The organism is Streptomyces sp. NBC_00433, from assembly GCA_036015235.1.
Lineage (GTDB): Bacteria > Actinomycetota > Actinomycetes > Streptomycetales > Streptomycetaceae > Actinacidiphila.
This window is the reverse complement of record CP107926.1, coordinates 7506838-7531927: the sequence shown is the minus strand read 5'-3', so window position 1 is coordinate 7531927 and position 25090 is coordinate 7506838. Positions and strand designations below refer to the sequence as shown.

At 70.2% G+C, this 25090-nt stretch carries 24 protein-coding genes, 1 pseudogene and 1 CRISPR repeat array; of the genes and pseudogenes, 3 read left to right on the top strand and 22 right to left on the bottom strand.

Annotated elements, in window-relative coordinates:
* The first annotated feature begins 56 nt into the window (after window positions 1-56).
* Window positions 57-545, top strand: a complete 489-nt coding sequence (locus OG900_32190) for a MarR family transcriptional regulator (protein ID WUH94337.1) — start codon at window positions 57-59, stop codon at window positions 543-545.
* A 45-nt stretch (window positions 546-590) separates the two neighbouring features.
* Here the strand turns inward: OG900_32190 and OG900_32185 are convergent, their stop codons facing one another.
* The 7 genes from OG900_32185 to OG900_32155 are packed head-to-tail and all read right to left on the bottom strand — an operon-like array spanning window position 591 to window position 7485.
* On the bottom strand, window positions 591-1727 hold the full coding sequence (locus OG900_32185) for an esterase FrsA (protein WUH94336.1): 1137 nt from the start codon (window positions 1725-1727) through the stop codon (window positions 591-593).
* Complete coding sequence (locus OG900_32180) at window positions 1720-3267, bottom strand: fatty acid--CoA ligase family protein (GenBank protein WUH94335.1); 1548 nt, start codon at window positions 3265-3267, stop codon at window positions 1720-1722. Before OG900_32180 ends, OG900_32185 begins: the two co-directional genes overlap by 8 nt.
* A complete protein-coding gene (locus OG900_32175; GenBank protein ID WUH94334.1) occupies window positions 3264-4217 on the bottom strand; it encodes an aromatase/cyclase in 954 nt (317 codons plus the stop codon). The genes OG900_32180 and OG900_32175 overlap by 4 nt, the downstream gene beginning before the upstream one ends.
* On the bottom strand, window positions 4214-4471 hold the full coding sequence (locus OG900_32170) for an acyl carrier protein (GenBank protein ID WUH94333.1): 258 nt from the start codon (window positions 4469-4471) through the stop codon (window positions 4214-4216). The genes OG900_32175 and OG900_32170 overlap by 4 nt, the downstream gene beginning before the upstream one ends.
* A gap of 10 nt (window positions 4472-4481) precedes the next feature.
* The gene (locus OG900_32165) at window positions 4482-5759 is read right to left on the bottom strand and encodes a ketosynthase chain-length factor (GenBank protein ID WUH94332.1); all 1278 of its coding nucleotides are present in this window, start codon (window positions 5757-5759) and stop codon (window positions 4482-4484) included.
* The gene (locus tag OG900_32160; GenBank protein ID WUH94331.1) at window positions 5756-7027 is read right to left on the bottom strand and encodes a beta-ketoacyl-[acyl-carrier-protein] synthase family protein; all 1272 of its coding nucleotides are present in this window, start codon (window positions 7025-7027) and stop codon (window positions 5756-5758) included. The genes OG900_32165 and OG900_32160 overlap by 4 nt, the downstream gene beginning before the upstream one ends.
* Before the next feature lie 14 nt (window positions 7028-7041).
* Complete coding sequence (locus OG900_32155) at window positions 7042-7485, bottom strand: nuclear transport factor 2 family protein (protein WUH94330.1); 444 nt, start codon at window positions 7483-7485, stop codon at window positions 7042-7044.
* Between the two features lie 123 nt (window positions 7486-7608).
* On the opposite strand from OG900_32155, the gene OG900_32150 reads away from it, so the two are divergent.
* Window positions 7609-8409 carry an SDR family NAD(P)-dependent oxidoreductase gene (locus tag OG900_32150; GenBank protein ID WUH94329.1) on the top strand — a complete coding sequence of 267 codons (801 nt, stop codon included), beginning with the start codon at window positions 7609-7611 and terminating at the stop codon, window positions 8407-8409.
* A gap of 96 nt (window positions 8410-8505) precedes the next feature.
* Here the strand turns inward: OG900_32150 and OG900_32145 are convergent, their stop codons facing one another.
* The 12 genes and pseudogenes from OG900_32145 to OG900_32090 all read right to left on the bottom strand — a co-directional run bounded on the left by OG900_32145 (window position 8506) and on the right by OG900_32090 (window position 20091).
* Window positions 8506-9654, bottom strand: coding sequence for a hydrolase (locus OG900_32145; GenBank protein WUH94328.1), 1149 nt, complete (start codon window positions 9652-9654; stop codon window positions 8506-8508).
* 25 nt (window positions 9655-9679) lie between these two features.
* Window positions 9680-10204, bottom strand: coding sequence for a flavin reductase family protein (locus tag OG900_32140; protein ID WUH94327.1), 525 nt, complete (start codon window positions 10202-10204; stop codon window positions 9680-9682).
* The gene (locus OG900_32135) at window positions 10201-11907 is read right to left on the bottom strand and encodes a tryptophan 7-halogenase (GenBank protein ID WUH94326.1); all 1707 of its coding nucleotides are present in this window, start codon (window positions 11905-11907) and stop codon (window positions 10201-10203) included. The genes OG900_32140 and OG900_32135 overlap by 4 nt, the downstream gene beginning before the upstream one ends.
* Before the next feature lie 86 nt (window positions 11908-11993).
* Window positions 11994-12623 carry an antibiotic biosynthesis monooxygenase gene (locus OG900_32130; GenBank protein ID WUH94325.1) on the bottom strand — a complete coding sequence of 210 codons (630 nt, stop codon included), beginning with the start codon at window positions 12621-12623 and terminating at the stop codon, window positions 11994-11996.
* Between the two features lie 34 nt (window positions 12624-12657).
* Window positions 12658-13569: an MBL fold metallo-hydrolase gene (locus OG900_32125; protein ID WUH94324.1), complete on the bottom strand. Its 912-nt coding sequence runs from the start codon at window positions 13567-13569 to the stop codon at window positions 12658-12660.
* A gap of 49 nt (window positions 13570-13618) precedes the next feature.
* Complete coding sequence (locus OG900_32120; GenBank protein WUH94323.1) at window positions 13619-13837, bottom strand: acyl-CoA carboxylase subunit epsilon; 219 nt, start codon at window positions 13835-13837, stop codon at window positions 13619-13621.
* On the bottom strand, window positions 13834-15414 hold the full coding sequence (locus OG900_32115) for an acyl-CoA carboxylase subunit beta (protein WUH94322.1): 1581 nt from the start codon (window positions 15412-15414) through the stop codon (window positions 13834-13836). Before OG900_32115 ends, OG900_32120 begins: the two co-directional genes overlap by 4 nt.
* Window positions 15415-15573: 159 nt before the next feature.
* On the bottom strand, window positions 15574-15774 hold the full coding sequence (locus OG900_32110) for a hypothetical protein (GenBank protein ID WUH94321.1): 201 nt from the start codon (window positions 15772-15774) through the stop codon (window positions 15574-15576).
* Window positions 15775-15883: 109 nt separating this feature from the next.
* Window positions 15884-16669 (bottom strand): AfsR/SARP family transcriptional regulator, encoded by a 786-nt coding sequence (locus tag OG900_32105; GenBank protein WUH94320.1) that lies wholly within the window; start codon window positions 16667-16669, stop codon window positions 15884-15886.
* A 417-nt stretch (window positions 16670-17086) separates the two neighbouring features.
* Window positions 17087-17776, bottom strand: a complete 690-nt coding sequence (locus OG900_32100; protein WUH94319.1) for a response regulator transcription factor — start codon at window positions 17774-17776, stop codon at window positions 17087-17089.
* Between the two features lie 465 nt (window positions 17777-18241).
* Entirely contained in the window at window positions 18242-19618 is a 1377-nt protein-coding gene (locus OG900_32095; protein ID WUH94318.1) for an IS1380 family transposase, read from the bottom strand.
* A gap of 301 nt (window positions 19619-19919) precedes the next feature.
* A pseudogene (locus tag OG900_32090) lies at window positions 19920-20091 on the bottom strand (pirin family protein).
* 95 nt (window positions 20092-20186) lie between these two features.
* Between OG900_32090 and OG900_32085 the strand changes: the two are divergent.
* The gene (locus OG900_32085; GenBank protein WUH94317.1) at window positions 20187-21341 is read left to right on the top strand and encodes a tyrosine-type recombinase/integrase; all 1155 of its coding nucleotides are present in this window, start codon (window positions 20187-20189) and stop codon (window positions 21339-21341) included.
* A 57-nt stretch (window positions 21342-21398) separates the two neighbouring features.
* On the opposite strand, the gene OG900_32080 is transcribed toward OG900_32085, so the two are convergent.
* The 3 genes from OG900_32080 to OG900_32070 all read right to left on the bottom strand — a co-directional run bounded on the left by OG900_32080 (window position 21399) and on the right by OG900_32070 (window position 24873).
* A complete protein-coding gene (locus OG900_32080) occupies window positions 21399-21725 on the bottom strand; it encodes a helix-turn-helix domain-containing protein (GenBank protein WUH94316.1) in 327 nt (108 codons plus the stop codon).
* A gap of 659 nt (window positions 21726-22384) precedes the next feature.
* Window positions 22385-22717: a CRISPR direct-repeat array (repeat unit 29 nt; unit sequence GTTCTCCCCGCGCAGGCGGGGGTGGTCCG).
* A gap of 5 nt (window positions 22718-22722) precedes the next feature.
* Window positions 22723-23037 (bottom strand): hypothetical protein, encoded by a 315-nt coding sequence (locus OG900_32075; protein ID WUH94315.1) that lies wholly within the window; start codon window positions 23035-23037, stop codon window positions 22723-22725.
* A gap of 252 nt (window positions 23038-23289) precedes the next feature.
* Entirely contained in the window at window positions 23290-24873 is a 1584-nt protein-coding gene (locus OG900_32070) for an IS1182 family transposase (protein ID WUH94314.1), read from the bottom strand.
* Between the last annotated feature and the right edge of the window lie 217 nt (window positions 24874-25090).

Genomic DNA, 25090 nt, shown 5'->3' with positions numbered 1-25090 from the left:
GCCCATTGAGTGTCTATCCCTCAAGGTGAGTATACCTCGGAGGTACAATAACTGGCGTGAGTACTCAATTGCTGTTCGACCACCCCGCCTGCGTCGTGACCCACCTCAGCACACACGTGCAGGGGCAGCTCGTGGACGTGCTCGCCCCGCTGGGCATCCACCCACGCCAGTTCGGCCTGCTCAACCTGCTGATCGAGGCGGACGGCCTCAGCCAGCACCAGCTCGCCGGACAGCTGAAGGTGCACCGGAACGTGATGGTCGGCCTGGTCGACGAGATGGAGCGGCGCGGCCTGGTGGAGCGTCGGCGCCATCCCACCGACCGCCGTGCCCACGCCGTGCACGTGCTGCCGGCCGGCCGCAGCCTGCACGCCGAGGCAGAGGCCCTGGTCAGCGGCTTCGAGACCCGGCTGCTCGGCGGGCTGGAGCCGGACGAGGCGCAGATCTTCGTCGCCCTGCTGAAGCGGGTCTTCGTGCACGCCGGACTGGATCACGCCCTGCACCCCGGGCTGCTGGCGGTCGACGCCGCCCCCGCAGCGCACGGCTGACCATGCACGAGGGGCCGGCCGGCGGATCGCCGGCCGGCCCCTCGGTCAGGCGCGTCCGGCCAGCCGGTCCGCGACCAGGTCGGCGGTGCGCAGGGTGTAGGAGTTGATCAGGTTGAGGCTGGTGTGCGCTTCCCTGGGGTGCACCTCGAGCGAGTGCCGGCCCGACCACGCCCGGTCGAGGTCGTACAGCCCCTCGATCGGGAAGATGTCGTCCAGCGCGCCGGAGATGCTCAGCACCTCGGTGGCCGGCGCCGGGCCCGGCTCCAGCGCCAGCCGGTCGAAGTGCGGTTGCAGGTCGGCGCCCGGTCCGGCGTCGAAGGCGAACCGGAAGTTGTCCTTCAGCCGGCGCGGCAGGCTGTCGAATTTCGCGAGTGCCGGTCCGCCGCCGAAGTTGACGACGCATCGGAAGTGCTCGCCGAGCTCCCTGGACACCCGCAGTGCCAGATAGCCGCCGAAGCTGATGCCCGCGAAGGCCAGCCGGTTGGTTTCGATCTCCGGTCCTGCGCTCAGCCGCTCCAGCAGCTCCGCAACCACCCGCTCCATCTCCACCAGCAGCGGGGTGCGGCCAAGCCGCAGCCCTTGCCCGGGGCCCTCGAAGAGGACCGCGGCGATGCCGCGCTCCAGGTACGCCTCGGCCAGCGCCACCACCTCGACCTCGGTGGCAGAGTCCAGGCCGTTGCAGAGGAGCACGGCGGGGAGCGGCTCGCCGGACTCCCGCATCGCCTTGGTGCGCAGCACCCAGTAGCCCGCGCCGGTGCCGGGCAGTTCCCCTTCTGTGACCTCCAGGTCGGTGCCCGCCAGGCTGCCCAGGAAGCAGTCCCGGATGCGCTGCCGCAGCTGGTGCTTGACCTCCCGGTCGTCGAAGTACTGGAACTCCGCCCAGTGGTAGGCGGCCGCGGCGCTGCGCAGCGCGCGGGAGCGGCCGGCCACCGTGGTGGACGCCTCGGCGAGGGCGGTCCAGCCCTCGGCCTGGGCGGTCCAGCGCTCCCGCCAGCGGTTCCAGAACCGCGCCGAGGCGAGGTCCAGGTCATCGGCGGGGAAGCCGTCCAGGGCTGCCGCGATGTCGCCCCAGTGCACCTGCGGGGCGTACCGGGCGTTGAGGAAGGCCAGCCGCGGGAAGAGGTAGCCGAGCGCGCGGTACATATGCTCGGGCACCCGCAGGCGCTCCGCGGCCTCACCCACCGCTTTCACCTCCGAGCAGCACGATGCGGGCCGGGTCGACGGCCGCGGCCACCTCGCCGCGCATGATCTTTCCGTTGGCGCTGCGGTCGAACGGCTCGGACGTGGCCCAGATCCGGTCCGGCCACTTCTCCGGGGCCAGTGCGCCGCGCAGTTCGGCCGTGACCAGGGCGCGCAGCTCTTCGGGGCCGCGCTCGCCGATCGGGCCGCAGAGGCAGGCCACCGGCAGTTCGTGCGGGCCGTTCGGGTTGGGCAGGCCGACCACCACGACCTCGTCCGCCCCGGGGGTGCCGGCGAGCACCCCCTCGACCTCCTCGGGGTAGATGCGGTGGCCGTTCTCACTGAGCAGCACCGCGGAGATCCGGCCCTTGAGGACCAGGTCGCCGTCGGGGCTCCACTCGGCGAGGTCGCCGGTGCGCAGCCATTCACCGACCGGCTGGACGACGCCGGTGGCAACGTCCGCGTAGCCCTCCATCACCGTCGCGCCGCGGACCAGGATCTCCCCAACGCCCTCCGGATGGCCGACCACCGGCCCCAGCCGGACTTCGAGGGAGTCGTCGGGCCGGCCGATGCAGTAGACGTGTTTGAGGTAGCGCGCCTGCGCGTGGCCCTGCTCGCCGAGGAAGCAGAACGGGCCATAGGTCTCGGTCAGGCCGTAGCCCTGGATCCAGTCGCAGCCGACCAGCTCGCGGCCCCGTTCGAGCACTGCCCGGGGGACGGCCGCCCCGCCGTAGGAGACCACCCGCAGGCAGGACAGGTCGTCCTCGCCGGTGGCTGCGGCGGCGACGAACTGCTTGAGCGCCACCGGCCGCAGCGCCAGGTGGGTGGCCCGGTGGCGGGCCACCTGCTCGGGCCACTGCGCGGCGTCGGGGGTCTCCGGGAAGACCACGACGGCGTCGTGCAGCAGTGCGCCGAAGGAGTTGATCACGCCGGTGGTGTTGTTCATCAGCCCGGTCATGAAGATCCGGGCGGTCGGGCCGTAGCCCATGGTCCGGGTGACCCAGCCGACCCGGGCGCAGACGTGCGCCTCGTCGATGCTGATCGCCTTCGGATTGCCGGTGGTGCCGCTGGTGAACAGCACCAGGAAGTGCTCCACCGGCTCGGGGTGGACCACCTCCACTGCGGCCTCGGGCGCTTCGTCGGCGCGGAACGGCAGTTCCACCACGGTGCCGCAGCGCTCACGCAGCACGTCCAGCCCGACCCGGTCGCGCTTGAAATGCAGTACCGCGTCGGGCTTGGCGGCGTCCGCGACGGACAGCCACTCGGGGAGCGCCGCCGCCTGCAGTCCGTAGGGCATCATCAGACGGAGGCCGAGCGAGCTGGCCGCCGCGAGGAAGAACACGGCCTCCGGGCCGTGGTCGAGCAGCGCCAGTACCCGCCGGCCCGGAGCCAGGCCGCGCTCAAGGAGGTCGGCCTGGGTTCGGGCCACCTCGTTGCGGACCTGGCGCCGGGTCAGCGAGCGGGTGCCCGCGACCATGCACACCCGGTCGGCCTCGGCGTCCGGGGAGAGCGCGAGGCCGACAAGTTTGCGCGTCAGGGTCATGGGCGCCCCACCACCGATGCCGTGTACGCGCACGCCGCCTCCATGGTGGCGCGGCTGTTGGCGCCCAAGGTGTCGCGGACGTGCGCGCACGCCTGCTCGAAGGTCGTGCCCGCGCCGAGCACCCGCTCCACCGCGGCCGGGTCGACCGCCACGGCGTGGTGGGAGACGATCACGGTGCCGCCGGGCGCCTGCTCGAACTCCCACAGACCGCTGTGCCCGGACAGCAGGGCGGGCAGCACGGTCTGCTTGTACGAGATCCGCTCGCCGGGGACGCACAGCCGGATCGAGGCGGTGGTGTGAGTAGCGCCGTCGCGGGTGATGGTGTCCATCTGCATCAGCTGCACTCCCGCCGGGTCCTCGGTGAGGTCGACCCGGCCGACGTGCGCAAGCCGCTCGGGCCACAGGTCGGAGCGGTAGACGAAGTCGTACACGTCGGCGGGGGAGACCCCGGCCGCCTCCACCCGGTCGGCGAAAAAGAAGACCGACTGCTCCAGCGGGTACGGGCGTTCGGCGAACTCGCCGAGTGCGGCCAGCTCCTCGGTGCTGTTGCGGTCCACCGCGCGGGCGATCCAGTCCAGCGACTGCGGGTCGTCGTCGACGGCGGTGAAGGCGTGGGTCAGCACGATCCGGGTCCGGCCGTCGCCGGCCGGGTGGAAGGACCAGTCGCCGGACATGGTGGCGACCGGCGCGGTGGAGCGGTCCTGCCGGAAGGAGATCCGCAGGCCTTGCGGGTCCAGGGTGCGGCGGGAGGTCCAGGTCGCGACCTTGCCGTTGGTCTGCGCCCACAGTTCGATCCGCTCGTCGGCGCCGTGCTGCTCGGTCTGCCGGGCCTGCACGCACGGCCCGAGCACCACCGGCCAGCGGCTGACGTCCGCGACCAGCGCGTACAGCCGGGCGGCGGGGGCGCGTACCACCCGGCTGTGCTCCGTCTCTCGGATGATCGGGCTCATGCGGCCGCTGCCTCCTTCGCGGAGCGGACCAGCTCGGCCAGCTCGCGCGGCGTGCGGGCCTCGAAGAGCAGCTCGTCCGGCACCGACACGCTGAACTCGCGCTCGATCGCGGAGGCGGTCTCCATCAGCGCCAGCGACTCGTAGCCCAGCTCGTCGAAGGAGATGTCGGCGAAGTCGACCTCGCCGACGCCGGCCTCCGGGGCGCCGGCGCTCGCGATGATGATGCGCCAGATCTCGGTCACAGTGATGGTCACAACTATCTCCTCAGGCAACGTCGTTGGTGGTGGCAGTGGTGGTGGCAGTGGTGCCCGCGTCGGCGGTGTCGGCGGCCCAGGCGCGGACCACGACGGCAGAGTTGAAGCCCCACAGGCCGCGGGCGACGACCAGCGCGGTGCGCACGGTCGCCTCGCGGGCCTGGCCGCTGACCAGGTCGATGCCGTACTCGGTGGGCACCTCGCGGGTGCCCGCGGTCGGGGGGATCACCCCGTCGCGGATCGACAGCAGCGCGGCGGCGACGTCCAGCGGACCGCCGCCCGCGTAGGTGCGGCCGGACGCGGCCTTCGGCGCGGTCACCGGCACCGCGCCGGCGCCGAACACCGCGCGCAGCGCGGCCGCTTCCGCGCGGTCCAGTACGGGCACGCCGACCGCGTCGGCGAAGACCACGTCGACCTGATCGGGCGCCACCCCGGCGTCGGCGAGCGCCGCTTCGATGGTGCGGCGCAGCGCCGGCGGGCGGCCGGAGCCCGGCGCGGGGTCGAAGCCACTGGCGTAACCGGCGATCTCGCCGAGGATCTGCGGTGCGCCCCGTCGCAGCGCCGCCTCGGCGTCCTCCAGCACCAGCAGGGCGCCGCCCTCGCCGGGGACGTAGCCGGCGGCGTTCCGGTCGAAGGGCAGGTAGGCGCGGTCCGGGTCGGTGCCGGTGGACAGCCGCTCGCTTGCGATCTGCGAGGCCCAGCCCCACGGGTCGAGCGCGGAGTCGACACCGCCGGCAAGCACCAGCGGGGTGCCGCGGCGCACGGTGCGCCGGGCGTGGCCGATGGCGTCCAGGCCGCCGGCCTGCTCGGTGACAAGAGCGGTGGACGGGCCGCGCATGCCGTGCCGGATGGAGATCTGACCGGTGTTCACCGCGTAGAACCAGGCGAAGGACTCGTAGACGCTGACCGTCTGCGGGCCTTCGGTCCACAGCTTGTGGAACTCGCGGTGGGTGAACTCGAAGCCGCCGAGGGCGTTGGCGGTGACCACGCCCATGTCGTAGTCGACCATGCCCGCCGGGTCGACCTCGGCGTCATCGAGCGCCCAGCCGGCCGCGACCAGCGCGTACCGGGTGGAGACGTCGGTCTGCGGAAGCAGCCGGTCCGGCAGGTGGTCCGCAGCGTTGAACCCGCGGATCTCGCCGGCCAGCCGTGCCGGGTACTTCGCCGGGTCGAAGCGGGTGAGTTCGCCGAGGCCGTGCCGGCCCTGCTTGGTGGCAGCCCAGAAGTCCTGGGTGCCGAGGCCGTTGGCGGCGATCGCACCTATCCCGGTGACGACGGTCCTGGTCATTGGATCTCCCCGGTCGGTCGGCGCAGCACCATCGCGGTCTGGAAGCCGCCGAAGCCGCTGCCGACCGTCAGCACAGAGCCGATGTTCTTCTCGCGCGCGGTCAGCGGGACGTAGTCGAGGTCGCACTCGGGGTCGGCCTCGTGCAGGTTGGCGGTGGGCGGGACGACGCCGTTCTTGATGGCGAGCGCGCAGGCGGCGATCTCGACCGAGCCGATGGCGCCCAGCGAGTGTCCGACCATCGACTTGATCGAGCTGATCGGCGTGCGGTACGCGTGGTCGCCGAGGGCGCGCTTGAAGGCCGCGGTCTCGTGCCGGTCGTTCTGTTTGGTGCCGGAGCCGTGGGCGTTGATGTAGTCCACGTCGGTGGGGTTGATCCTGGACTGGTCCAGAGCGACCCGGATCGCCTCGGCCATCTCCCGACCGTCCGGTTTGAGACCGGTCATGTGGTACGCGTTGCAGCGGGTGCCGTAGCCGGTGACCTCGGCGTAGATCGGGGCACCGCGGCGCAGCGCCGACTCCGCCGTCTCCAGTACGAACATCGCGGCGCCCTCGGCGAGCACGAAGCCGGTACGGGAGCGGTCGAACGGGCGGGAGGCGGTCTCCGGCTCGTCGTTGCGGGCGGTGGTGGCCTTGATCGCGTCGAAGCAGGCCACCACGATCGGGGTGATCGGGGTGTCGGTGGCGCCGGCGACGATCACGTCGGCCGAGCCCTCCTGGATCAGCTGCAGGGCGTGCCCGACCGCGTCCAGCCCGGAGGTGCAGCCGTTGGAGACCAGCGACACCGGCCCCTCCGCACCGACCTTCCACGCCACCTCGGCCGGCATCACGCTCGGCGCCAGGTAGTCGAACATGTGCGGGGACAGCCGTTCCTCGCTGTCCACCAGCCAGTTCCGTCCGGAGTCGGACAGCACCAGGTACTCGCGCTCCAGGCTGGTCGCGGCGGCGACCGCGCTGCCCAGGGTGACGCCGACCCGGGACGGGTCGACGCCCGCGAAGTCCAGACCGCTGTCCTGCATCGCCTCCTGTGCACAGACCACGGCGAACTGGGTGGCCCGGTCCATCCGGCGGACCTCCCGCTGGGTGAGGCCCTCCCCCACCGGGTCGAAGTCCGTCTCGCCGGCGATCTGCGACCGGTACGGCGACGGGTCGAAGAAGCTGATCCGCCGGGTCGCAGTGCGGCCCGAGGTGAGCAAATCCCAGAACTCCTTGGTGCCCTGGCTGCCCGGGGCGCGTACACCGATCCCGGTGATGACCACGCGTCGGCTCATCACAACCACCCCTTTCAGAAACCGTCGTGGTCGACGAGCCGCTCTTGATTGCACAACTGCCCGTCCTCGCGGACCAGGACGTCGTGGACGACGCAACTGCGGACCATTTCCGGACCGTTGCCGGGCCGGGTGGTCAGCACCAGCGCGTAGCAGGTGACGCGGAGCCGGCCGTCTGCCGGCTGCTCGACATCGACCATCGTGAACAGGTGACGCCGCTGCTGCGGGTCTGCGGTGAACCGCTCGCGCACCTCGTAGAGGTCGGCGAGGATCCCGGCCCGGGTGCGCGCCGGCTCGCGGCCGGGAGTGTGGCCGAAGACCGCGTCCTCGGTGAAGGTGGCGGCGTACTCCTCCACCTTCCCACCGTCCAGCGCTTGCATCTGGTGGGCGTAGTACTGAAGAACCTCTGCGTACAACTCGGCGCTGACGCCGGTCGGCTCCATCTCCTCGAACTCCTTCACAGGACCGTTGAATGCGATCAGTCTTCAAGCGCGCCCAAGAGCCGTGGTCGAGGACGACTCGACGCCGCAGGACTGGAGCGGGGCTCGACCGGGCCCCGAGCCGCGACCGCGACGGTGGTGTGCATGACTGCATCCACTTCCAGCGCCACCGGGCGCGAGGTCGCGCTGGTCACCGGCGCCACCAGCGGCATCGGCCACGAGATCGCCCGCGCCCTGGCCCGTCAGGGCTACTCCGTCTACCTGTGCGCCCGCACCGACAAGACGCTCCAGGACACGCTCGTCGAGCTGCGCGCTGAGGGCCTCGACGTCGATGGCAGCACCTGCGACGTCACCTCACCCGAGGAGGTGCTGGCGCTGGTCGCCGCCACCGTCGGGCGCTACGGGCGACTCGACGTGCTGGTCAACAACGCCGGCCGGCCCGGCGGCGGAGCCACCGTCGAGGTCTCCGACGAACTGTGGTTCGACGTCATCAACACCAACCTCAACAGCGTCTTCCTGGTGACCAAGACCGCGCTCACCCGCGGCGGCATGCTGGAGCGCGGCACCGGACGGATCGTCAACATCGCCTCCACCGGCGGTAAGCAGGGCGTGGTGCACGCCGCGCCGTACACCGCCTCCAAGCACGGCGTGGTCGGCTTCTCCAAGTCGCTGGGCCTGGAGCTGGCCAAGACCGGCATCACCGTCAACGCGGTGTGCCCGGGCTTCGTGGAGACCCCGATGGCCGAGCGGGTACGCGAGCACTACGCCGAGATCTGGGGCGTGGACGAGAAGGAGGTGCACAGCCGGATCACCACCCGGGTGCCGCTCGGCCGCTACGTGGAACCGAGCGAGGTGGCCGCGATGGTCTCCTACCTGGTCTCCCCGGGTGCCGCCGCAGTCACGGCGCAGGCGCTGAACGTCTGCGGCGGCCTCGGCAACTACTGACCGGTCCGGCCCGTAGAGCCGAACGGCCCGCCAACGCCCGGGCGCCGGGACTTCTACCGAAGTCCCGGCGCCCGGGCGTTGGCGGGCCGCGGGGATTCAGGCCTTGAGCACCTGGTCGATCCAGCCGCGGGCGGCCGGCTCGAACTGCAGCGCCACGTGGGTGGAGATCGCGGTGACGTCCCGCCACAGCCGCTGCATCGAACCGGAGAGTGACTGCCCGCGGGTGCCGGACTGCCGGAACAGCCGGTCTACCGCGGCCACCGACAGGTCGACGGCGAGCGCGCAGTCCCGCAGGTTGCGGGTGGTGTCCAGCGGGCTGGTGGCGACGCCCTCGTCGGCGAGCCGGGCGGCCCGCCCCAGCAGCAGCCGGGCCGCGTCCACCTCGCCGGCCGAGCGGGCCAGCGCCTGCTCGGCGGAGCCCCGCACGCCCTGCACCCCCGTGGTGCCCGGCAGTTGCGGGGCGTTGCCGACTTTGTCGATGAAGTACGCCGTGAAGGTGCGGACCATGCCGAGCGCGGCACCGACCGCCGGCGCCGCGAACATCAGCCCGTTGACCGCCTGGAGCGGGACGCGGTGGCAGACCGGCGCGAAATCGCCCCAGGCGCCGACGGTGCGTCCGGCGAACAGGTCGGCCCGATCGAAGGAGAGGTGGCTGGGCACGAACACCTCGTCCAGGACGAGGGTGTTGCTGCCGGTCGCGGCCATGCCGACGCTGTGCCAGGTGTCCTCGATCCGGTACGCGGAGCGCGGCAGGGCGAACAGCCGCGCCTGGCCGTCCGCCCCGGACTCCACCAGGCCGCACATCAGGGCCCAGTCCGAGTAGCCGACGCCGCTGATGTACGGCCACCGGCCGGCGACCAGCCAGCCGCCGGGAGCAGGCCGGGCGGTGCCGAACGGCGTCACCGATCCCACCAGCACGGCGTCCGGGCCCGAGGCCCAGACTTCCGCCTGCCCCTGCTCGGGCAGGAACCCTCCCGCCATCCGGGCGATGGAGGCGATCAGCGAGGCGCACCACGAACTGGCCGGGCACTCCTCTGCGATCACCTCCACCGCATCGACCAGTTCGGTGAACGTGCCGGCGGCGCCGCCGACCGCCGCTGGGGCGAAGTGCCGGGCGAAACCCGCCCTGACGATCTCCCCCATCACGGCGGCGTCTACTTCGCGGACCCGTTCGGCGGCCTCGGCGCGGCGGCCCGCGGCCGGCGCCAGCGCGGCCGCGGCGGTGAACAACCCGGCGGTGGGCATCTGTCTTCTCCTCGTTCTCGGGTGCTCAGGAGGCGGCCGGCAGCCGGTGGAAGGTGCTGCGGAAGAAGGCCAGCGGCCCCTCCTCGCGCTGCACGGCCAGGTCGACCACTTTGCCGATGACGATCACGTGGTCGCCGCCGTCCACTTCGCGGTGGACCAGGCACTCCAGGTAGGCCAGCGCGTCGGCGAGCACCGGGACGCCGGTGATCCCGGGCCGGGTGTCGGCCTTGGTGCTGTGCCGGCTCTGCCGGCTGGCGAAGGACCGGCACAGGTCCTCCTGGTCGGCGGCCAGGATGTTGACCGCGAAGGCGCCGGTGCGCCGGAAGAGCGGCAGTTCGCTGGAGTCGTTGTGGATGCAGACCAGGATCAGGGCCGGGTCCAGCGACACCGAGGTGAAGGAGTTCGCGGTCATCCCCGCCATCTGCTCGGTGCTGCCGCTGGTGATCACGGTGACGCCGGAGACCCAGTTGGAGCAGACGCTGCGCAGCGCCTGCGGGTCCACCAGGGCCGGGTCCGGCTGGAGCACGCCGGTCGCGCCGTGCTTGCTCATGCGGAGACGTCGAGCAGCGGGTCGACGAACAGCCCCTGGCTGCCCTCGGAGATATCCTCCGCCTGAGCCAGCGTCAGCAGCACCTTCCCGGCGTACAGGCCGCCAGACTGCCAGTCGTCGGGCCGCAGGCTGACCGCGTACGGGTTGACCGGCACCTGCGGGTCGGGGGTGACGCCCAGGTTGCGGGCCGCGCGGTGGAAGATCGAGACGGCCAGCGCCTCGGCGACCGCCACGTTGCGGGTCAGCTCGGCGGCCAGTTCGTCGTCGGTGTAGTCGACCACCAGGGTGGCGTGGCTGTCCTTGATCGCCTTGGCCGCCTTGTACGCCTTGGCCGCGAGGTCGGTGACCGTCTTCTCCAGCACGTTCCAGTCCCGGAAGACCTGCTGCACGGCCTCGTTGACGGCGAACAGCTTGTCGATGTCCCCTCGGACCCGCCGCATGAAGTCGTAGTCCAGGTAGCGGTTCTGGACGAAGACCAGCACCACGCCGACGTGGTTCAGCATGGCGTCCCAGCACAGTTTGGGGACCATCACCGCGGGGTTGCCGAAGGCCAGGTAGTGGTCCTCGACCTTGGACAGCACGAAGTCGAAGGTGCGCAGGTGGAAGTCGTTGTAGAACTCCGCCCGCTCGGTGATGTCCTCGCCCGCGAAGTCCCGGGTGACCAGATCGGTGGTGACGCTGTTCCCATAGCCGATCATGTCGGAGCCGGGGGAGTAGAACGCGTCGGCGAACGCGCCCGCCTCGCCGACCAGGGTCCAGCGGTCCGGCGAGTAGACCCGCTCGGTGCCGAACGCGAAGTCCTTCAGGGCGATGAAGTCCGCGACGTCGCCGGTGCGACCGTCGACCACCTCGGCCAGCTGCGGCTCGTTGGCACGCAGCCACTCCTGGACCTTCTCGAAGGTCTGGATCTCCTCGTAGGGGTGGATCCGCGGGTCGGCGCAGATGCCGACCGAGATGTGGTCCGAGCCCAGGGGGATCAGCCACACCCAGTAGCCGTCGCCCATCAGGTGGTTGGTGGAGAACTTGCGGATGCCGGTACGGCTCATCCGCTCCATCCACTGCGGGTTGTCCTTGCCCCACTCCTCCAGGTCGATGCCGCCGGTCAGCCGGAACCAGGAGGCGTTGATGGTGTGCTTCACATCGCGGGACAGGCCGAGCTTGCGCTTGACGAAGTGGGCGCGGCCGGCCGCGTCGACCAGCCAGCGGCCGGTGAGGGAGTGCTCCTTGCCGCCCTGGGTGAAGGCAACCGTGTGGTCGCCGCCCCCGCGCACCTCGACGTCGGTGATCGCGGCGCCCTGGCGCAGGTCGACACCCGCCTCCAGCGCCATCCGGGTCAGCTCGTTCTCGAACCGGCCGCGGTCGATCTGGTAGTTGTCGTGGGCCGGGTAGTCCCGCGGACCCAGCTCGACGCGCTTGGTCAGGTCCTCGTTGCCGCCGGCGGGCTGGAAGAATCGCAGGCCGTTCTTCCTCAGGTGGAACTTGTCCAGGTGATCCTTCATCCCGACGATGTCGGCGAAGTAGTGCGCACCCGCCGGCACCGTCGACTCGCCGACCTTGAACGCAGCCTCCGGCGCCAGGCCCTCCCGCTTGTCGAGGACCACCACATCCGTCTCCGGACGTGCCTTCTTGAGCTGGACCGCGAGCGAGAGGCCCGCGAGCCCACCGCCGAGGATCAACACATCGGTCGTAGCCTGATCCACCATCACTCCTCCTGCTGATTTCACGTCGTCAAGAAGTCTGGGCGGGCACTCTCGCGGCCCGCTCAAGCCTGCGTGGAAGCAGCCGGCGGTCAGGAGACCTCGGCGACTACCTCGAACAGGCCGGGATTGGCCGTGGCGTACGGCGGGTTGACGGCCTTTCGGGCCTGGAACTCCGAGTCGGCCTGGAGCGCCTTCCACGCCTCGACGCTTGCGTAGCGCGCGACGTTCACGAGCGGCAGCGAGGCGTCGCCGACTGCCTGGTGCATCCGGAGGCCGACGAATCCGGGCGACTCGCTGGCCCGCTGTGCCCGGGGCCGCCAGGCGCCCAGGAACTCCTCGACCCGCTCGTCGGGCAGCTCGAAGGCGTTGATCATGGTCACGCCCGCGCCGTCCGGCTGCTGCCCGGACACGACCTCGCCGATCACCCGGTACACCCCCCGGTGGACGGTCTTGGCGTACGTCTCGGCACCCGGCCCGCGCTGCTCGCCGGCCGCCGCGGCGGCGAGGTCCGCGGCGCTCGCCCAGTCGGCCAGCGCGACCAGCTGGAAGCGGTGCTCGGCGCGCAGCGCGCGGTGCAGCCGGGCACCGCGGAAGCCGGGCGCGGCGCGCAGGGTGCCGAGGTGGCTGCGCCAGCCCCCGATGAACTCCTCGGTGTTCTCGGTCGGCGCTTCGAGCACCGCGATCAGGGTGACCGGGCCGCTCTCGTGCTTCGTGCTCACTCGTCCGTCCTCTCCCGTGGGAATCGTCGTGTCGTCAGGCATGGCAAGCGGGGAAGCCGCCGTGCAGCTCGGCCATGCCGCGCACCATCTCGTCGATGCCGGCGAAGTCCTCCGGGCGTCCGCCGCGCAGTTCGCCGTAGGCGCGGTACAGGTTGGGCACCAGGCGTTCGGTGTCCAGGAACCCGGCGAACTCGCCGAGGTCGGCGGCGCGGGCCGCCGCCAGCGGGTCCAGTCCGTCCGCGAGGCCGGCCTTGGCCACATCCAGCAGCCAGACCAGGTACCGCTCGGTGGTGTCGAGCAGCTCCGGTCCGCCGACCGGGCCGTGCCCGGGTACCACGGTCGCCGCGCCGAGCGCCTGCAGCCGGACCACGGCATCGCGCAGGCCGGCGACGGAGCCGCTCAGCAGGAACGGGGTGACCGCGTTCATCACCAGGTCGCCGGTGAACAGCACCCGGCGCTCGGGCAGCCACACCGCCGTGTCGCCGGCGCTGTGCGCAGGCCCGAGGGCGCGCAGCCGCACTTCCTGCGCGCCCACGTGCAGGGTGAGCCCGTCGGCGAAGGTGACCTGGGGCACGGCTGGTTCGACCGCACCCCAGTCCACGTCGGGCCACAGGCCGGTCAGGTGCAGTCCGGTGCGGACCGCCTCCTGCCTGGTCTCCTCCGAGGCCACCACCACGGCCTCCGGGAAGAGGTGGTTGCCGAAGGTGTGGTCGCCGTGCGAATGGGTGTTGACCAGCAATTGCGGTAGCTGCGGCGCGGTGCCCGCGACCAGCTCGCGCAGCCGGCCCGCACGGGCTTCGGTGGCGGCGGTGTCGATCAGCAGGGTGCTGTCGCCGTCGACCACCAGCCCCGCGTTGTTGAGGCACCATCCGCCGTTGGGCTGTACGAAGGCGTGGACCCCGTCGGCGATCTCTTCGAGTCGTGATTCACCGGTGAAAGCTGCCATGCCGTCACTCTCATCCCAGGCGCTCGACGGCCGCTCGAAGCGGCCCTGATCATCGGACCAGATGCCAGCTGTGCCCGGGCCGGAACGCGGCGGTGCGCTCCCAGCGGTACCAGCGGGCGGCTGCGGGCGACGGCCTCCCGGGCTGCTCCGCGGCACTGCGGGCCGCCACTGCGAGCAGCACTGCGGTCACCGCTGCCGTCTCCTCTGGAGTCGGGCGCCCGCGTTCGATTCGCAGCAGCGCCCGCTCGTCGGCGGCGGGGCCGCTCACTGTGGCGGGTTGCCGTGCTTGCGCATCGGCAGGTCGGCGTGCTTGGCGGCGAGCATGTCCAGGCTGCGGATCAGCACCGCGCGGGTCTCGGCCGGGTCGACGACGTCGTCCACCAGGCCGCGCTCAGCCGCGTAGTACGGGTGCATGAGCTCGGTCCGGTACTCCTCGGTGCGCGCCTTGCGCACCGCCTCCCCGTCCTCGGCGGCGGCGATCTCCCGGCGGAAGATGACGTTGGCGGCCCCGTCGGCCCCCATCACCGCGATCTCGTTGGTCGGCCAGGCCAGCGCCAGGTCTGCGCCGATCGACCGCGAGTCCAGCACGATGTAGGCGCCGCCGTACGCCTTGCGCAGCACCACCGAGATCCGCGGGACGGTTGCGTTGCAGTAGGCGTACAGCAGCTTGGCGCCGTGCCGGATGATGCCGTCGTGCTCCTGGGCGACGCCCGGCAGGAAGCCTGGGACGTCGACCAGGGTGACGATCGGAACGTTGAAGGAGTCGCAGGTCTGCACGAAACCGGCGGCCTTCTGCGAGCTGTCAATGTCCAGCACCCCGGCCAGTGAGCGCGGCTGGTTGGCGACGATGCCGACCACCCGCCCGCCGAGCCGCGTCAGGGCGCAGATCACGTTGGCCGCCCAGCGCTCGTGCACCTCCAGGTACACGCCGTCGTCGACCAGCTCCTCGATCACCGCCCGCATATCGTACGGACGGTTGCCGTCGGCGGGCACCAGTTCGTACAGCGACTCGCCGCGCCGGTCGACCGGGTCCTCGGCTGCCACGGAGGGCGGCTGCTCCCGGTTGTTCTGCGGCAGCAGCGACAGCAGGTAGCGCACCTCCTCCAGGCAGGACTGCTCGTCGTCGTAGACGAAGTGCGCCACCCCGGACAACTCGGCATGCACGTCGGCGCCGCCGAGGCCGTTCTGGGTGATCTTCTCGCCGGTGACGGCCTGCACGACGTCCGGGCCGGTGATGAACATCTGTGAGGTCTCGCGGACCATGAACACGAAGTCGGTCAGCGCGGGCGAGTACGCCGCGCCGCCCGCGCACGGGCCGAGCATCACCGAGATCTGCGGGATCACCCCGGAGGCGCGGGTGTTGCGCTGGAAGATCCCGCCGTAGCCGGCCAGCGCCGAAACGCCCTCCTGGATCCGGGCGCCCGCGCCGTCGTTCAGCGACACCAGCGGCGCGCCCGCGGCGATGGCCAGATCCATGATCTTGTGGATCTTCTGGGCGTGCGCCTCGCCCAGCGCGCCGCCGAACAGCCGGAAGTCGTGGGCGTACACGAACACCGTACGGCCCTCGACCGTCCCCCACCCCGTGACCACACCGTCCGTGTGCGGACGGTTGCTCTCCAGCCCGAATCCGCTGGCCCGGTGCCGGCGAAGCGGTTCCACCTCCTGGAACGAGTCCTTGTCGAGCAGCAGGGCGACTCGTTCACGAGCGGTCAGCTTTCCTTTGGCGTGCTGGCGCTCGGTGGCCGCCGGATTCGGGCCGTCCAGGACGGATTGTTTCAAGTCGCGCAATTCGTCGACGCGTTGCCGCATCGCACTTGCCGGAATTGCTGTGTCGCGATCACCCATCGATCCCTCCCCGTTTCTGTTGCTGACGTGCCTCGGCCGTTTTCCGAGTCTGGGCGGGGGATTCGATCGGCGGCAAGCCGCCTCCAGAGGCATTCGAGAGGCGGTCGAGCCGCAGCAGGCGCAGGAGCCGGCCGGTGGACACCGTGGTCACCGGGGTTGTCACCACCGGCACTGCGAACAGCGGGAGCCGATGACCCCGAGCGACAGGCCGGCGTTCAGCGGCGAGTCGTTGCGCACCTGGGCGGCCATCCCGCCCAGCGGGCACCAGGCGGTCACGTCGCCGACGCCGGCCATCGCCAGGTTCACGGCACCCCATCGGGTATCGACGAGCCCGCGGTCGGAGAGGATCCGGGCCAGCACAGGGAAGGCGGTGACCGACTCCGACCCGGGCCGGTCCGCGGGCAGCCGCAGACCGGCCCGGGGTGGGGCAGTGCGCCGGCCCCGGGCCGGTCGGCCGGATGACGGGAAGTCAGCCGGTGCGCAGGGCGGTCAGCGAGCCGCTGCGGACCCCGCCCAGCACCTCGGCCTGCAGGCGCTGCACCTCTTGAGCGGGCTCCAGGCCGAGCTCGGTTCTCAGCACTCGGCGCAGGTTCTGATAGGCCTGCAGGGCTTCGGCGCGGAAGCCCGCCTGGCGCAGCGAGTCGATCAGCTGGGCGTGCAGCCGCTCGTTGAGCCGGTGCTCGGCGACCAGCGAGCGCAGTTCGGGGATGAGTTCGTGGTGCTGGCCGAGCCGGGCGTCGGCCTGGATCCGCAGTTCCAGGACGCGCAGGCGCAGCTCGCACAGGTGCGCCCTGTGGATGGTCAGCTCCGGCCCCGGGTTGATGTCGGCCAGGGCACGGCCGCGCCACAGGCCGAGCGCCTGCCGAAGCCGCTCGGCGGCCTCCTCGACGCGCTCCTGCCGCCACAGGGCGCGGCCCTGGTCGGCGAGGGCGACGAAGCGGTCGGCGTCGATCCGCCCGTCGGGGACGCACAGCACATAGCCGGGAGCCCGGGTGACGATGCCGCAGCACTGCTCGCCCTGCGGGATCGCGTCCAGGATGCGGCGCAACTGGTAAACGTAGGTCTGCAGGGTGGTGGCCGCGCTGCGCGGCGGCCGGTCGCCCCACAGTTCCGCGAACAGGGTGTCAGTGCTGACCACCCGGTTCGCGTTGAGCGCCAGTAGCGCCAGTACCGCCTTCACCCGCGGCGCGGTGGGCGCGAAGTCGCGCCCAGCTTGGATGGCCTCTAACTGCCCGAGCACATTGAACGTGACCACGATCTGTTCCCCCGGTCAAAGTTGTAACGTTCTCCTCGACGCGGTCTCGATTCGCTTTCAACGATTTTCCGAGCCCGCCGAGGCCACAATGCCTTTTTATCGGCCCCTGCGCCAGAGCCGCTCAAGGTCTGCTTGAGCGCTTCTCGAGCGCCGCGCAAATCCAAAGGAGCAGGGAGAGTACTCCTTTGGATACCCAAGGGTCCGCAGATTGTTAAATCCTTGTTGCCGAACGGTGCACCTGTCGGGAACATTCACTCCGTAGGCGGAATGCGGGCGATGTGTCCGCTTCTGGTCGCGGAATGGCGGGTGGTGCGTCTCCTGCCCGCCGTCGAGGGGCGATGGTGCCCCTTTGGAGGCATCGCCCGGATACCCGCGGGCGGCCCCTTTGGGGGCATCTCCCGGATACCCGCGGGCGGCTTACCGGCCCTCGCGCGCTGTCGCGGGCCAGCCGGCCAGAGCGTCGACTGCCTTGTTGACCGCGTCGATGCGTGAGGTGGCGCCCAGTTTGTTGAAGACGTTGCGCAGGTGGCGTTTGACTGTGGCCTCGGTGATGTCCAACCTGGCTGCGACCTGACGGTTCGTCAGTGCATCGGCCACCAGGGTCAGCACCTCCACTTCCCGTGCCGACAGAAGGTGGGCGGCGCATGCCTCCGGGGCGGGCGGCGGCAGCCGGGGCGCCTCGGCATCCCCCCGCGCACTGCCCGGCAGCACGGTGATGGTGGCCGTCTCCTCCTTGGTCCCAGCAACGTCCCGGATGGTCGACAGCAGCAGGCCCTGGCTGACGCTCTTGTGCAGGTAGGCCCGCACGCCCAGATCGAGCAACTGCTGCATCAGCACCAGGTCGCGCCGCGCGTGCAGCACGACGATGCCCACAGGTCGGCCGCAGGCCAGCAAGTCCCGCACGGTCACGGCCGCGTCCGTGCCGGAGATCTCGATGTCGAGCAGGACGACGTCCGGCCGGCACTCGCGGACCGCCCGCACCGCGGACGCCCCGGAGTCCACGCCGTGGGCCTCCAGGTCCGGCTCGGAGTCCAGGACGTGACAGAGCGCTTCGCGTGGGAGGCGGTGGTCGTCGACCACGACGATCCGTACAGATCCCCGGGTCACTCAATCTCCGCAGGCCATTGAGGAGGACTGGCGAGCGCCCGGAAAGCCGCACTGGCCCGGACGCCCGGGTAAACGGACTTCCGAATTCCATATTGCGGAGTCAATGTCCGGCCTGCGGTTTATTTCCATGTCTCCCCCATGTTTTCCGAGTAGCCGACGATATCACAGGCTGACATCACGGACTGGAATCACGTCCTCGGCTTCCGGCGGCTGGCTGTCGGTATCGCCGATGCGGCCAGCCTGCTGGTCAGGGCGGTCCTGGAGGTGTTGTCAGTGTGAATCAACGTGATTTTTCAACTGGTTAGCCTCGATCTTTCGTGACGGTTCGTCGGCTTCTTTGGCGGGCCGTTTCGGTTGTTGGGCTGGTGGTGGTCAGGTTGATGGCCCGGCTGTCGCGTCGGGTGGGCGCCGGGTTCCACGGCTCCGGTCGGCATGTTGCTGCTCGCAGGGACGGGAACGGGCTGGTCAGCCGGGGTTCGGGAGAGTTTCGAGCCGTGCCAGGGCGTCGGTGATCACGTCGGTCCAGGGCCAATGGCGGGCGAATCTCAGGTGCTGGCGGCGGGCGGTCATGACGAGCTGGGCGGCGGCAGAGAACAGGCGGAGCCGGAGTCGGCGCGGCTCCCACCTGCGGATTTCGCCGGTCAGAGCGAGCATGGGCATCCATGCCAGGAGGTCGAGGGCTATCTGGACGATCTCCAGCCGGATCCTGTTCTGTGCGGTGTCATGCAGGGGCAGGTTGCGCAGGCCGGTGGCACGGGCGGCCCGGATGCGGTCCTCGGCTCGGGCTCGCCGGCGGTGCCGCAGCTCGAGTGCGGCCATCGGAGCGTCCGCCGTGTTGGTGGCGAAGCAAGTGACGCGCAAACCGTCGGCGTCGGTGATCCGCAACTGGGCGCCGGGGTGCGGGCGTTCCTTGCGGACGATCAGCCGCACTCCCTTCGGCCAGCCCTTGAGGCAGTCGCCGGTGAGTTCGGCGATCCAGGCTCCGTCGCGGATCTCGCCGCCCGGCTCGACGGCCACCGTCCACGCGGCGGGCGGAACCTTGAGGACGGCCTGGTGGACAGCGGCGGTGACGGTCATGCCTACCGAGTAGGACAGCCACCGGCCCCGCCGGGCGAGCCAGGCAACGAACTCGTGGGTGCCGCCTGCAGAGTCGGTACGGATCAGCGTCTCGCGTCCACGCCGGTACTTCTTCGGCAGCTGGGCCAGGGCGAGTCGGGTCGTGGTGATGTGGTCGGCGGCGGTGTTGGAGCCGGCGTTGCCCGGCCGCAGCAGGCCGGCCACCGGCTCCCCGCTGCCGCCACCGCCGTGGTCGACGAACCCCGTCAAAGGGTGGTGGCCGAAGGTCTTCTTCCAGGTCGCGGTGGCGTCCTGCTTGTCGGAGTGCGCCGGCACGAGCACCCCGTCCAGGTCCACGATCACTTGTCCTGCGGCATCCGGGGCCGCACTCTTGGCCACGTTCCAGACGTGCTCACGCGCTTGAGCGCGCGCGGCTCTTATCGCGGACAGGGCCTTCGGCCCGGCCGCGGCGAGGGTGTCGATGAGTCGGGAGACGGTCGGGTCGGAGGCCACCGGGCCGAACACGGCCGGTTCTGCCCGCAGCGCTCCGACATCCGCAAGGCAGTCCCCGCCCATAGCGACCGCCAGGGCCACGTCCAGCAGGATCTTGCCAGGATCGTGCACCGCCCTCGGGCGTCGCCACGGCGTCAGCGCCGCCGATATCGCCTGGTCAAGCCCTGCCCTGCGGACTGTCTCGACCAGGAGCACGGCCCCGGCCTGGGACACCACCGCCCGGCCACCGCCCTCAACGCGGACGCGGGGACAGGACCCGATACCCTTCTTCACCTGGGAAGTGCCTCCGGCGGTGGCAGGAACAAGGACCTCCACAATCCTCGTTCTTGCTGGTCAGAGGCACTTTTCGCTTGCCTGACCACCCATCGGACAACCCGCTTCATGAAAGCCCGAGGCTAAGTCAGCATTGGTTCTGGCACAGGTAGCCACAGCCGGTCTCACACGCGAAGTGTCGGTGCACACGAATCAGGCCGGCAGGGTTCGTCCGCGCACCCACGGCACGATGTCCGTTGGAGGGTGAGGTCGTCCGTCAGGGTACGTCTCGGCAGTCGCCTGCCCGGCGGGACTTACCAGGTCAGCGCACACGTCCCCGGGGCTTGAGCGGGGTCGGGGGGAGGTCGGGGGCCGGGAGGCGGGGGGCGGGGGGCGGCGTAGCCGTGGACTTCGCCGAAGCGGGTGCCGTCCTGCCATTCGGTGCGGGCCTGGGCGATCTCGTCGCCCGTGCGGCCGACGAAGTTCCACCACATACCACACAGTTGGGGACTCTTCCCAGCTCAGGAGGGTGAACCACCCTCGGCGGTCAGCAAAACGTCAGCACTGGACGCCGAGGAGTCGAACAGGGATGGCCACCAAGGCACTGCCCCATGGAATGGGCGCATTCTTCAAGGAGTGCGAGCACCCCGCCTCGCGCTGGTCGAAGTGCCCCCACACCTACAAGATCAGGTGCCGCGACGCCTCCGGCAAACAGGTCGAGGAATCCGGCTTCACCAGCCAGGACGCTGCCATCGAGCGGCTCACCGACATCTTCCGCGCCAAGAAGTCCCAGACCCACAACCGGAGCAAGGCAGAACGTATCCGCAAGTACGGCCCCATGCAGTTCGCCGACTTCGCGGCCGAGTGGCGGGCTGGTCAGCGCCACCTCGCCGACGGCTCACTGCGGCACCTGGACTCCCTCCTCAAACACCACCTGCTGCCCGCGTTCGCAAGCCGCCGGATGAGCAGCTTCGACCACAAAGTCGTCGACGCCTTCATCCAGTCCATGGAGCGAAGCGGCGTCGGTCTGGCGACGCAGTCCAACGCCTTCGACAAGCTCAAGGCGATCCTTCTCGACGCCCACCGGCTCGGCCTTTACGACGACAGCCCACTGGATGGTGTCCAGCCCCCGCAATACGACCCGAGCCGTGCGGTGATCCCGTCCCTGGCCCAGCTCGATGGCCTGCGAACGGTAGGCGATGACGCCTTCGGCCTGATCGCCGAGCTCATGAGCGGCTGCGGCCTGCGCAACGGCGAAGCAGCCGCGGTCCACATCGACAACATCGTCGCCGACGACACCTACCGCGTCCGCGAGCAGGTCAACCAGACCACCAACACCTACGCCAGGCTCAAGCACCGCAAGACGGGCGAGTACCGGGACGTCCCCCTGCCCGCCAGGGTCCGCAAATCCATCCAGCAGTACGCGGACACCCACGGCACCGTGGACGGGTACCTGCTGCCCCACCCGCGCGACTCCGGCCAGCCGTATCCGTACTATTGCCTGTCCAACCAGTGGCAGCGCATCAAGAAGTCCGGAGCCGTAGAGGTTCCTGACGGCATGACCCTCTACGGCTTCCGCCACTTCTTCGCCTCGAACTGCCTCTCCCACGGCATACCCATCACCGACGTCGCCGAGTGGATGGGCCACCGGAGCCTCGACATCACCTTCAGGATCTACCGCCGCCTGATGCCCGGCTCGATCAACAAGGCCGCCAAGATCCTGGACCTCGGCCTGGCTGCATGACCAAGGGCGGGCCCTCCTGCCCCAGTCAAGGCAAGAGGGCCCGTCGGCACCACGAGATCAGCCGGCAGTCCGCCGCTGCCTGGCCCATGCCTGTACCTCGGAAACCTTGAACTGGATCTTCGCATTCATCCCCCTCCCGAACTTGTACGGCACCAACCCCACCCGCGGCGCCTCGCGATACACCCACTGGACCGACATGTTCAAGTACTCGGCCGTCTCTTTGGCGTCCGTAAACTGCGCCGTCGGCATGAGCAGCTCCCTTACTTCGTCGACCCGCGCCAAGCAGATCCGCCCGGATGGCCAGAACCGTGCCTGTTCACCGCGGATTTGGACGGGCCGCCGAATCCCGGTAAAGGGCCGCCGATCCGCAAGGATGACGGTCACCAACTACTGGTTGCCACCGAGCACCCGGCGCACAGCCGACTGTCAGGGGGACTGAAGGTCGCACACTCGCACAAAGCCACGCCGGGCCTTTCCCGGAACAATCGCTGGACCGCCTCCACTCGCCCAGAGAGCACCAGCGCCAACCGTCGACCGCTTCTACGCATGACGGGCAACCTCCGCTCGCGCAAAGACCACTGCCGCTGCTCCCCGTTCGCCGCAACCCCTTGAAGGTCAAACAAGGAGACCGCCCGCGGCGGCCTCGCGGTCAACGTCATCGACGTGCTGATCCCTCGGCCCTGACCTGTGACTTCTCGTCTTTCAGCTCTGTCGGAGCCTTCCAGGCTTGTACAGCAAAAAGTCCCTCCGAAGTCCCTCCGACAGAGCTGAAAGTCCCCGAAAAAGTCCTTGGCGAAAGCGGGCGCTGGCACCGTCCCTGACACGACGCTCCAGCGAGCCCGAGCCTTCCGCGGGAGCCGCTTCGGGGCTGGAGACTTGACGGTCATTCAGTGGCAACAGCAACACCGCGCACACCCCTCAGGCCCTCTCCGTACTGCCCCCTCAACGTCTGTGCTCCGGCTTCTGCCAGACTCATCTCATGAGCCTGCGGTTGCCGAGTCAAGGGATTGCAAACCCTCTCTAAACCCGCAGGTGGTAGAGGGGTTCTCCCCGCGCAGGCGGGGGTGGTCCGCACGGCGCCCCGTATGGCCGGGGCGCCGTTACGTTCTCCCCGCGCAGGCGGGGGTGGTCCGAAGCTGGGCAGCGGCGGCGGCCGCGTGCGGCGGTTCTCCCCGCGCAGGCGGGGGTGGCCCGCGGATTTGATCCCGGTTTGCGACCCTGCTCACGTTCTCCCCGCGCAGGCGGGGGTGGTCCGACGAGGCATCAGCGCCGTCACCCGCCGGCGGCGTTCTGCCCGCGCAGGGGGGGTGGTCCGCAGGTCCTGATGGACTTGTCGGTCGCGGTCGGGTTCTCCCCGCGCAGGCGGGGGTGGTCCGAGCAGCTACCCGTCGACGTCGTGGCCGGCATGGGCGGCATCCCGGACTGGGGCAAGAAGTGGCTGGCCGACATCGGCGTAGGTCGTCGAAGGCTGGCGGTCCTCGAACGCATGGCGGAACTGGGACCAGAAGCCTTGTACTGGCATCAGCAGGTCGGCAAAGTCGCCGCCAAGACCGGACTGTTCCACCTGATCATCGTTGGTGGAGAAGGCGCGGACGCACTGGGCGAAGCACCGCAATCGGACCCGAGCCTTGTGATCCACCGCGTTCTCACAGGCTCGGACGCAGCCGAGTTGGCGAACGAGCTGATCGAGCCGCACGATGTCGTAACTGGTCGAGGCGGCGAATGTCCTTGGGCTGGAAGCTGTCGCCAACGCCCTCGGGACGGGGGTGACGCGACGAAGGGGCACCTTTGGGGGTGCTGCCCCTCTCGTCGTGGGGTGGGAAGCGGGGCGGCTCCGTCGCCGTCAGTCGCTCAGGTCTTGCGCGCTTTCACACTAGGGGTTTTGGTGAGCCGCCTTCGGGATTCGAACCCGAGACCTGATTCCGTTGGCGAAGTCGGCTGGTTGAGGTCAGGCCGCGGTGAGGTCGTAAGCGGTGCATAGTTCGCGGATTCTGCTGGGACGCGTCGTGGGGGTGGCGGTGGGGTTGAAGTAGGCGCCGAGGCGCGTGAGGTTGAGTGCCAGGCCGGTCAGGACGTTTTGCAGATGGACCTTGGGGAGACCCCGGTAGCGGGAACGTCGCAGGCCAGGGCCCCGGACGGCCTGGGAGATGGTGCCTTCGATCCCGGCCCGGGCGTTGTAGGTGGCCAGCCATTCATCGGTGCCCTGGGCCTGGAGAGCACGCGTCCTCGCCTCGTGCACCGGCTGCGGATGGACGGCGATGTTGCGGGCAGCGCCGTTCTTGGACCGGGTACACCGGTCACGGACCGGGCAGGGGCCGCAGTCGTTCCGGGAGAACGCGAACCTGATCAGGCCACGGTCATCCTCTTTCATGGAACGGCTGAGTGCACCGGCCGGGCAGCGGGCGGTACCGGCGTCCCAGTCGACGGTGAAGTCGGCGGGGGTGAAGGTGCCGGCGCGGGCGTTGCGGCCGGTGCTGACAATGACCGGCGCGATCAGGGAGATTCCACGCTGGGCGGAGGCGGCGATGGCCTCCGCGCTGGGATACCCGGCATCCATCAGGTGCTCGCCCGGCGCCAGGCCCCGCGCGATGAGCCGGTCCTGGATCACGGTGGTGGTGGTGACGTCCGGATCGGTCGCGCCGGTGGTGTGGACATCGGTGACCAGATGCGGGAGGTCCTCGTCACAGGACTCGCTCAGATGCGCCTTGGAGCCCACCCATTCCGTGTCGCCCTTGGTGCTGTAGGGGGCATCAGGGTCATAGGGCGAGTGCAGCCGCTCCGAGGCCGGAGGCAGTTCCTTGACGTCCTTGTAGCGCAGACGCCCTGCGGCGGTGCGCTGGAAGTGCTGGTCCCACAGCGTCCGCAGGAAGGTGACCTGCGGCAACTGGTTCATCCAGGCCGCGGTGGGATCGGCGTCGATGGCGTCCAGTAACGACAGGCCGTCCACGCCGATCCGTTCGACCAGCTTGTCGGCGGAGGCGTTCTTGCGGCGCAGCAGACGGCTGGTCTCGACCTTGCGGCCGTAGCGTTCGTCCCAGCCCGGCCGGAGCAGCGGGACGATGAAGCCGGGGCTGGTCCGAGCGATCTCCTCCAGTGCCGCCCGCAGTCCCTCGCCCAGGCTCTCGATCCGGTTCAGCCGCCGCACGCAGGCGATGACATGCGTGGAGTCGGTGCGCTGGCGCCCGCCGGCCTTGACCAGCCCGGCCTCTTTGAGGCGTTCCACCATCAGGCTCAGCAGCCGGTCGGCCCGGCCCTCCTGCGCCAGGCGGGAGCGGAACTCCGACAGGGCGGAGAAGTCGAAACCCGCGTAGTCCAGCCCGAGGCCGAGCGCGTATTTCCAGGAGATACGGTCTGCGACGGCCTGGGCAACCTCACGGTCGGCGAGGTTGTGCCGGAACTGCAGGATGGTCACGACCAGGAGGAACGCCGGTGACAGACCCGGCTGCCCGAGCGAGGAGTACATGCCCTCGAACTCGCCCGACGTGAAGTCCTCATCAGTGAACAGCGGACCCAAAGCATCCCGGACCCGCATCTCATCGGTCCCCCGAGGATGCACCCGCCGAGCCAACGAAGCCGTGTCCTCCGGAATCTCCCCCACACCCACCGGCCGCAACACAGTCCGCCCCCAACACAGGCCACACCCACCCCTAGTGGGCGAGCGTCACCAATGTCCCACAACCACACTCAGCTACTTCGCCAACGGAATCAGGTCTCGGGTTCGAATCCCGAAGGCGGCTCCACGGTAAACC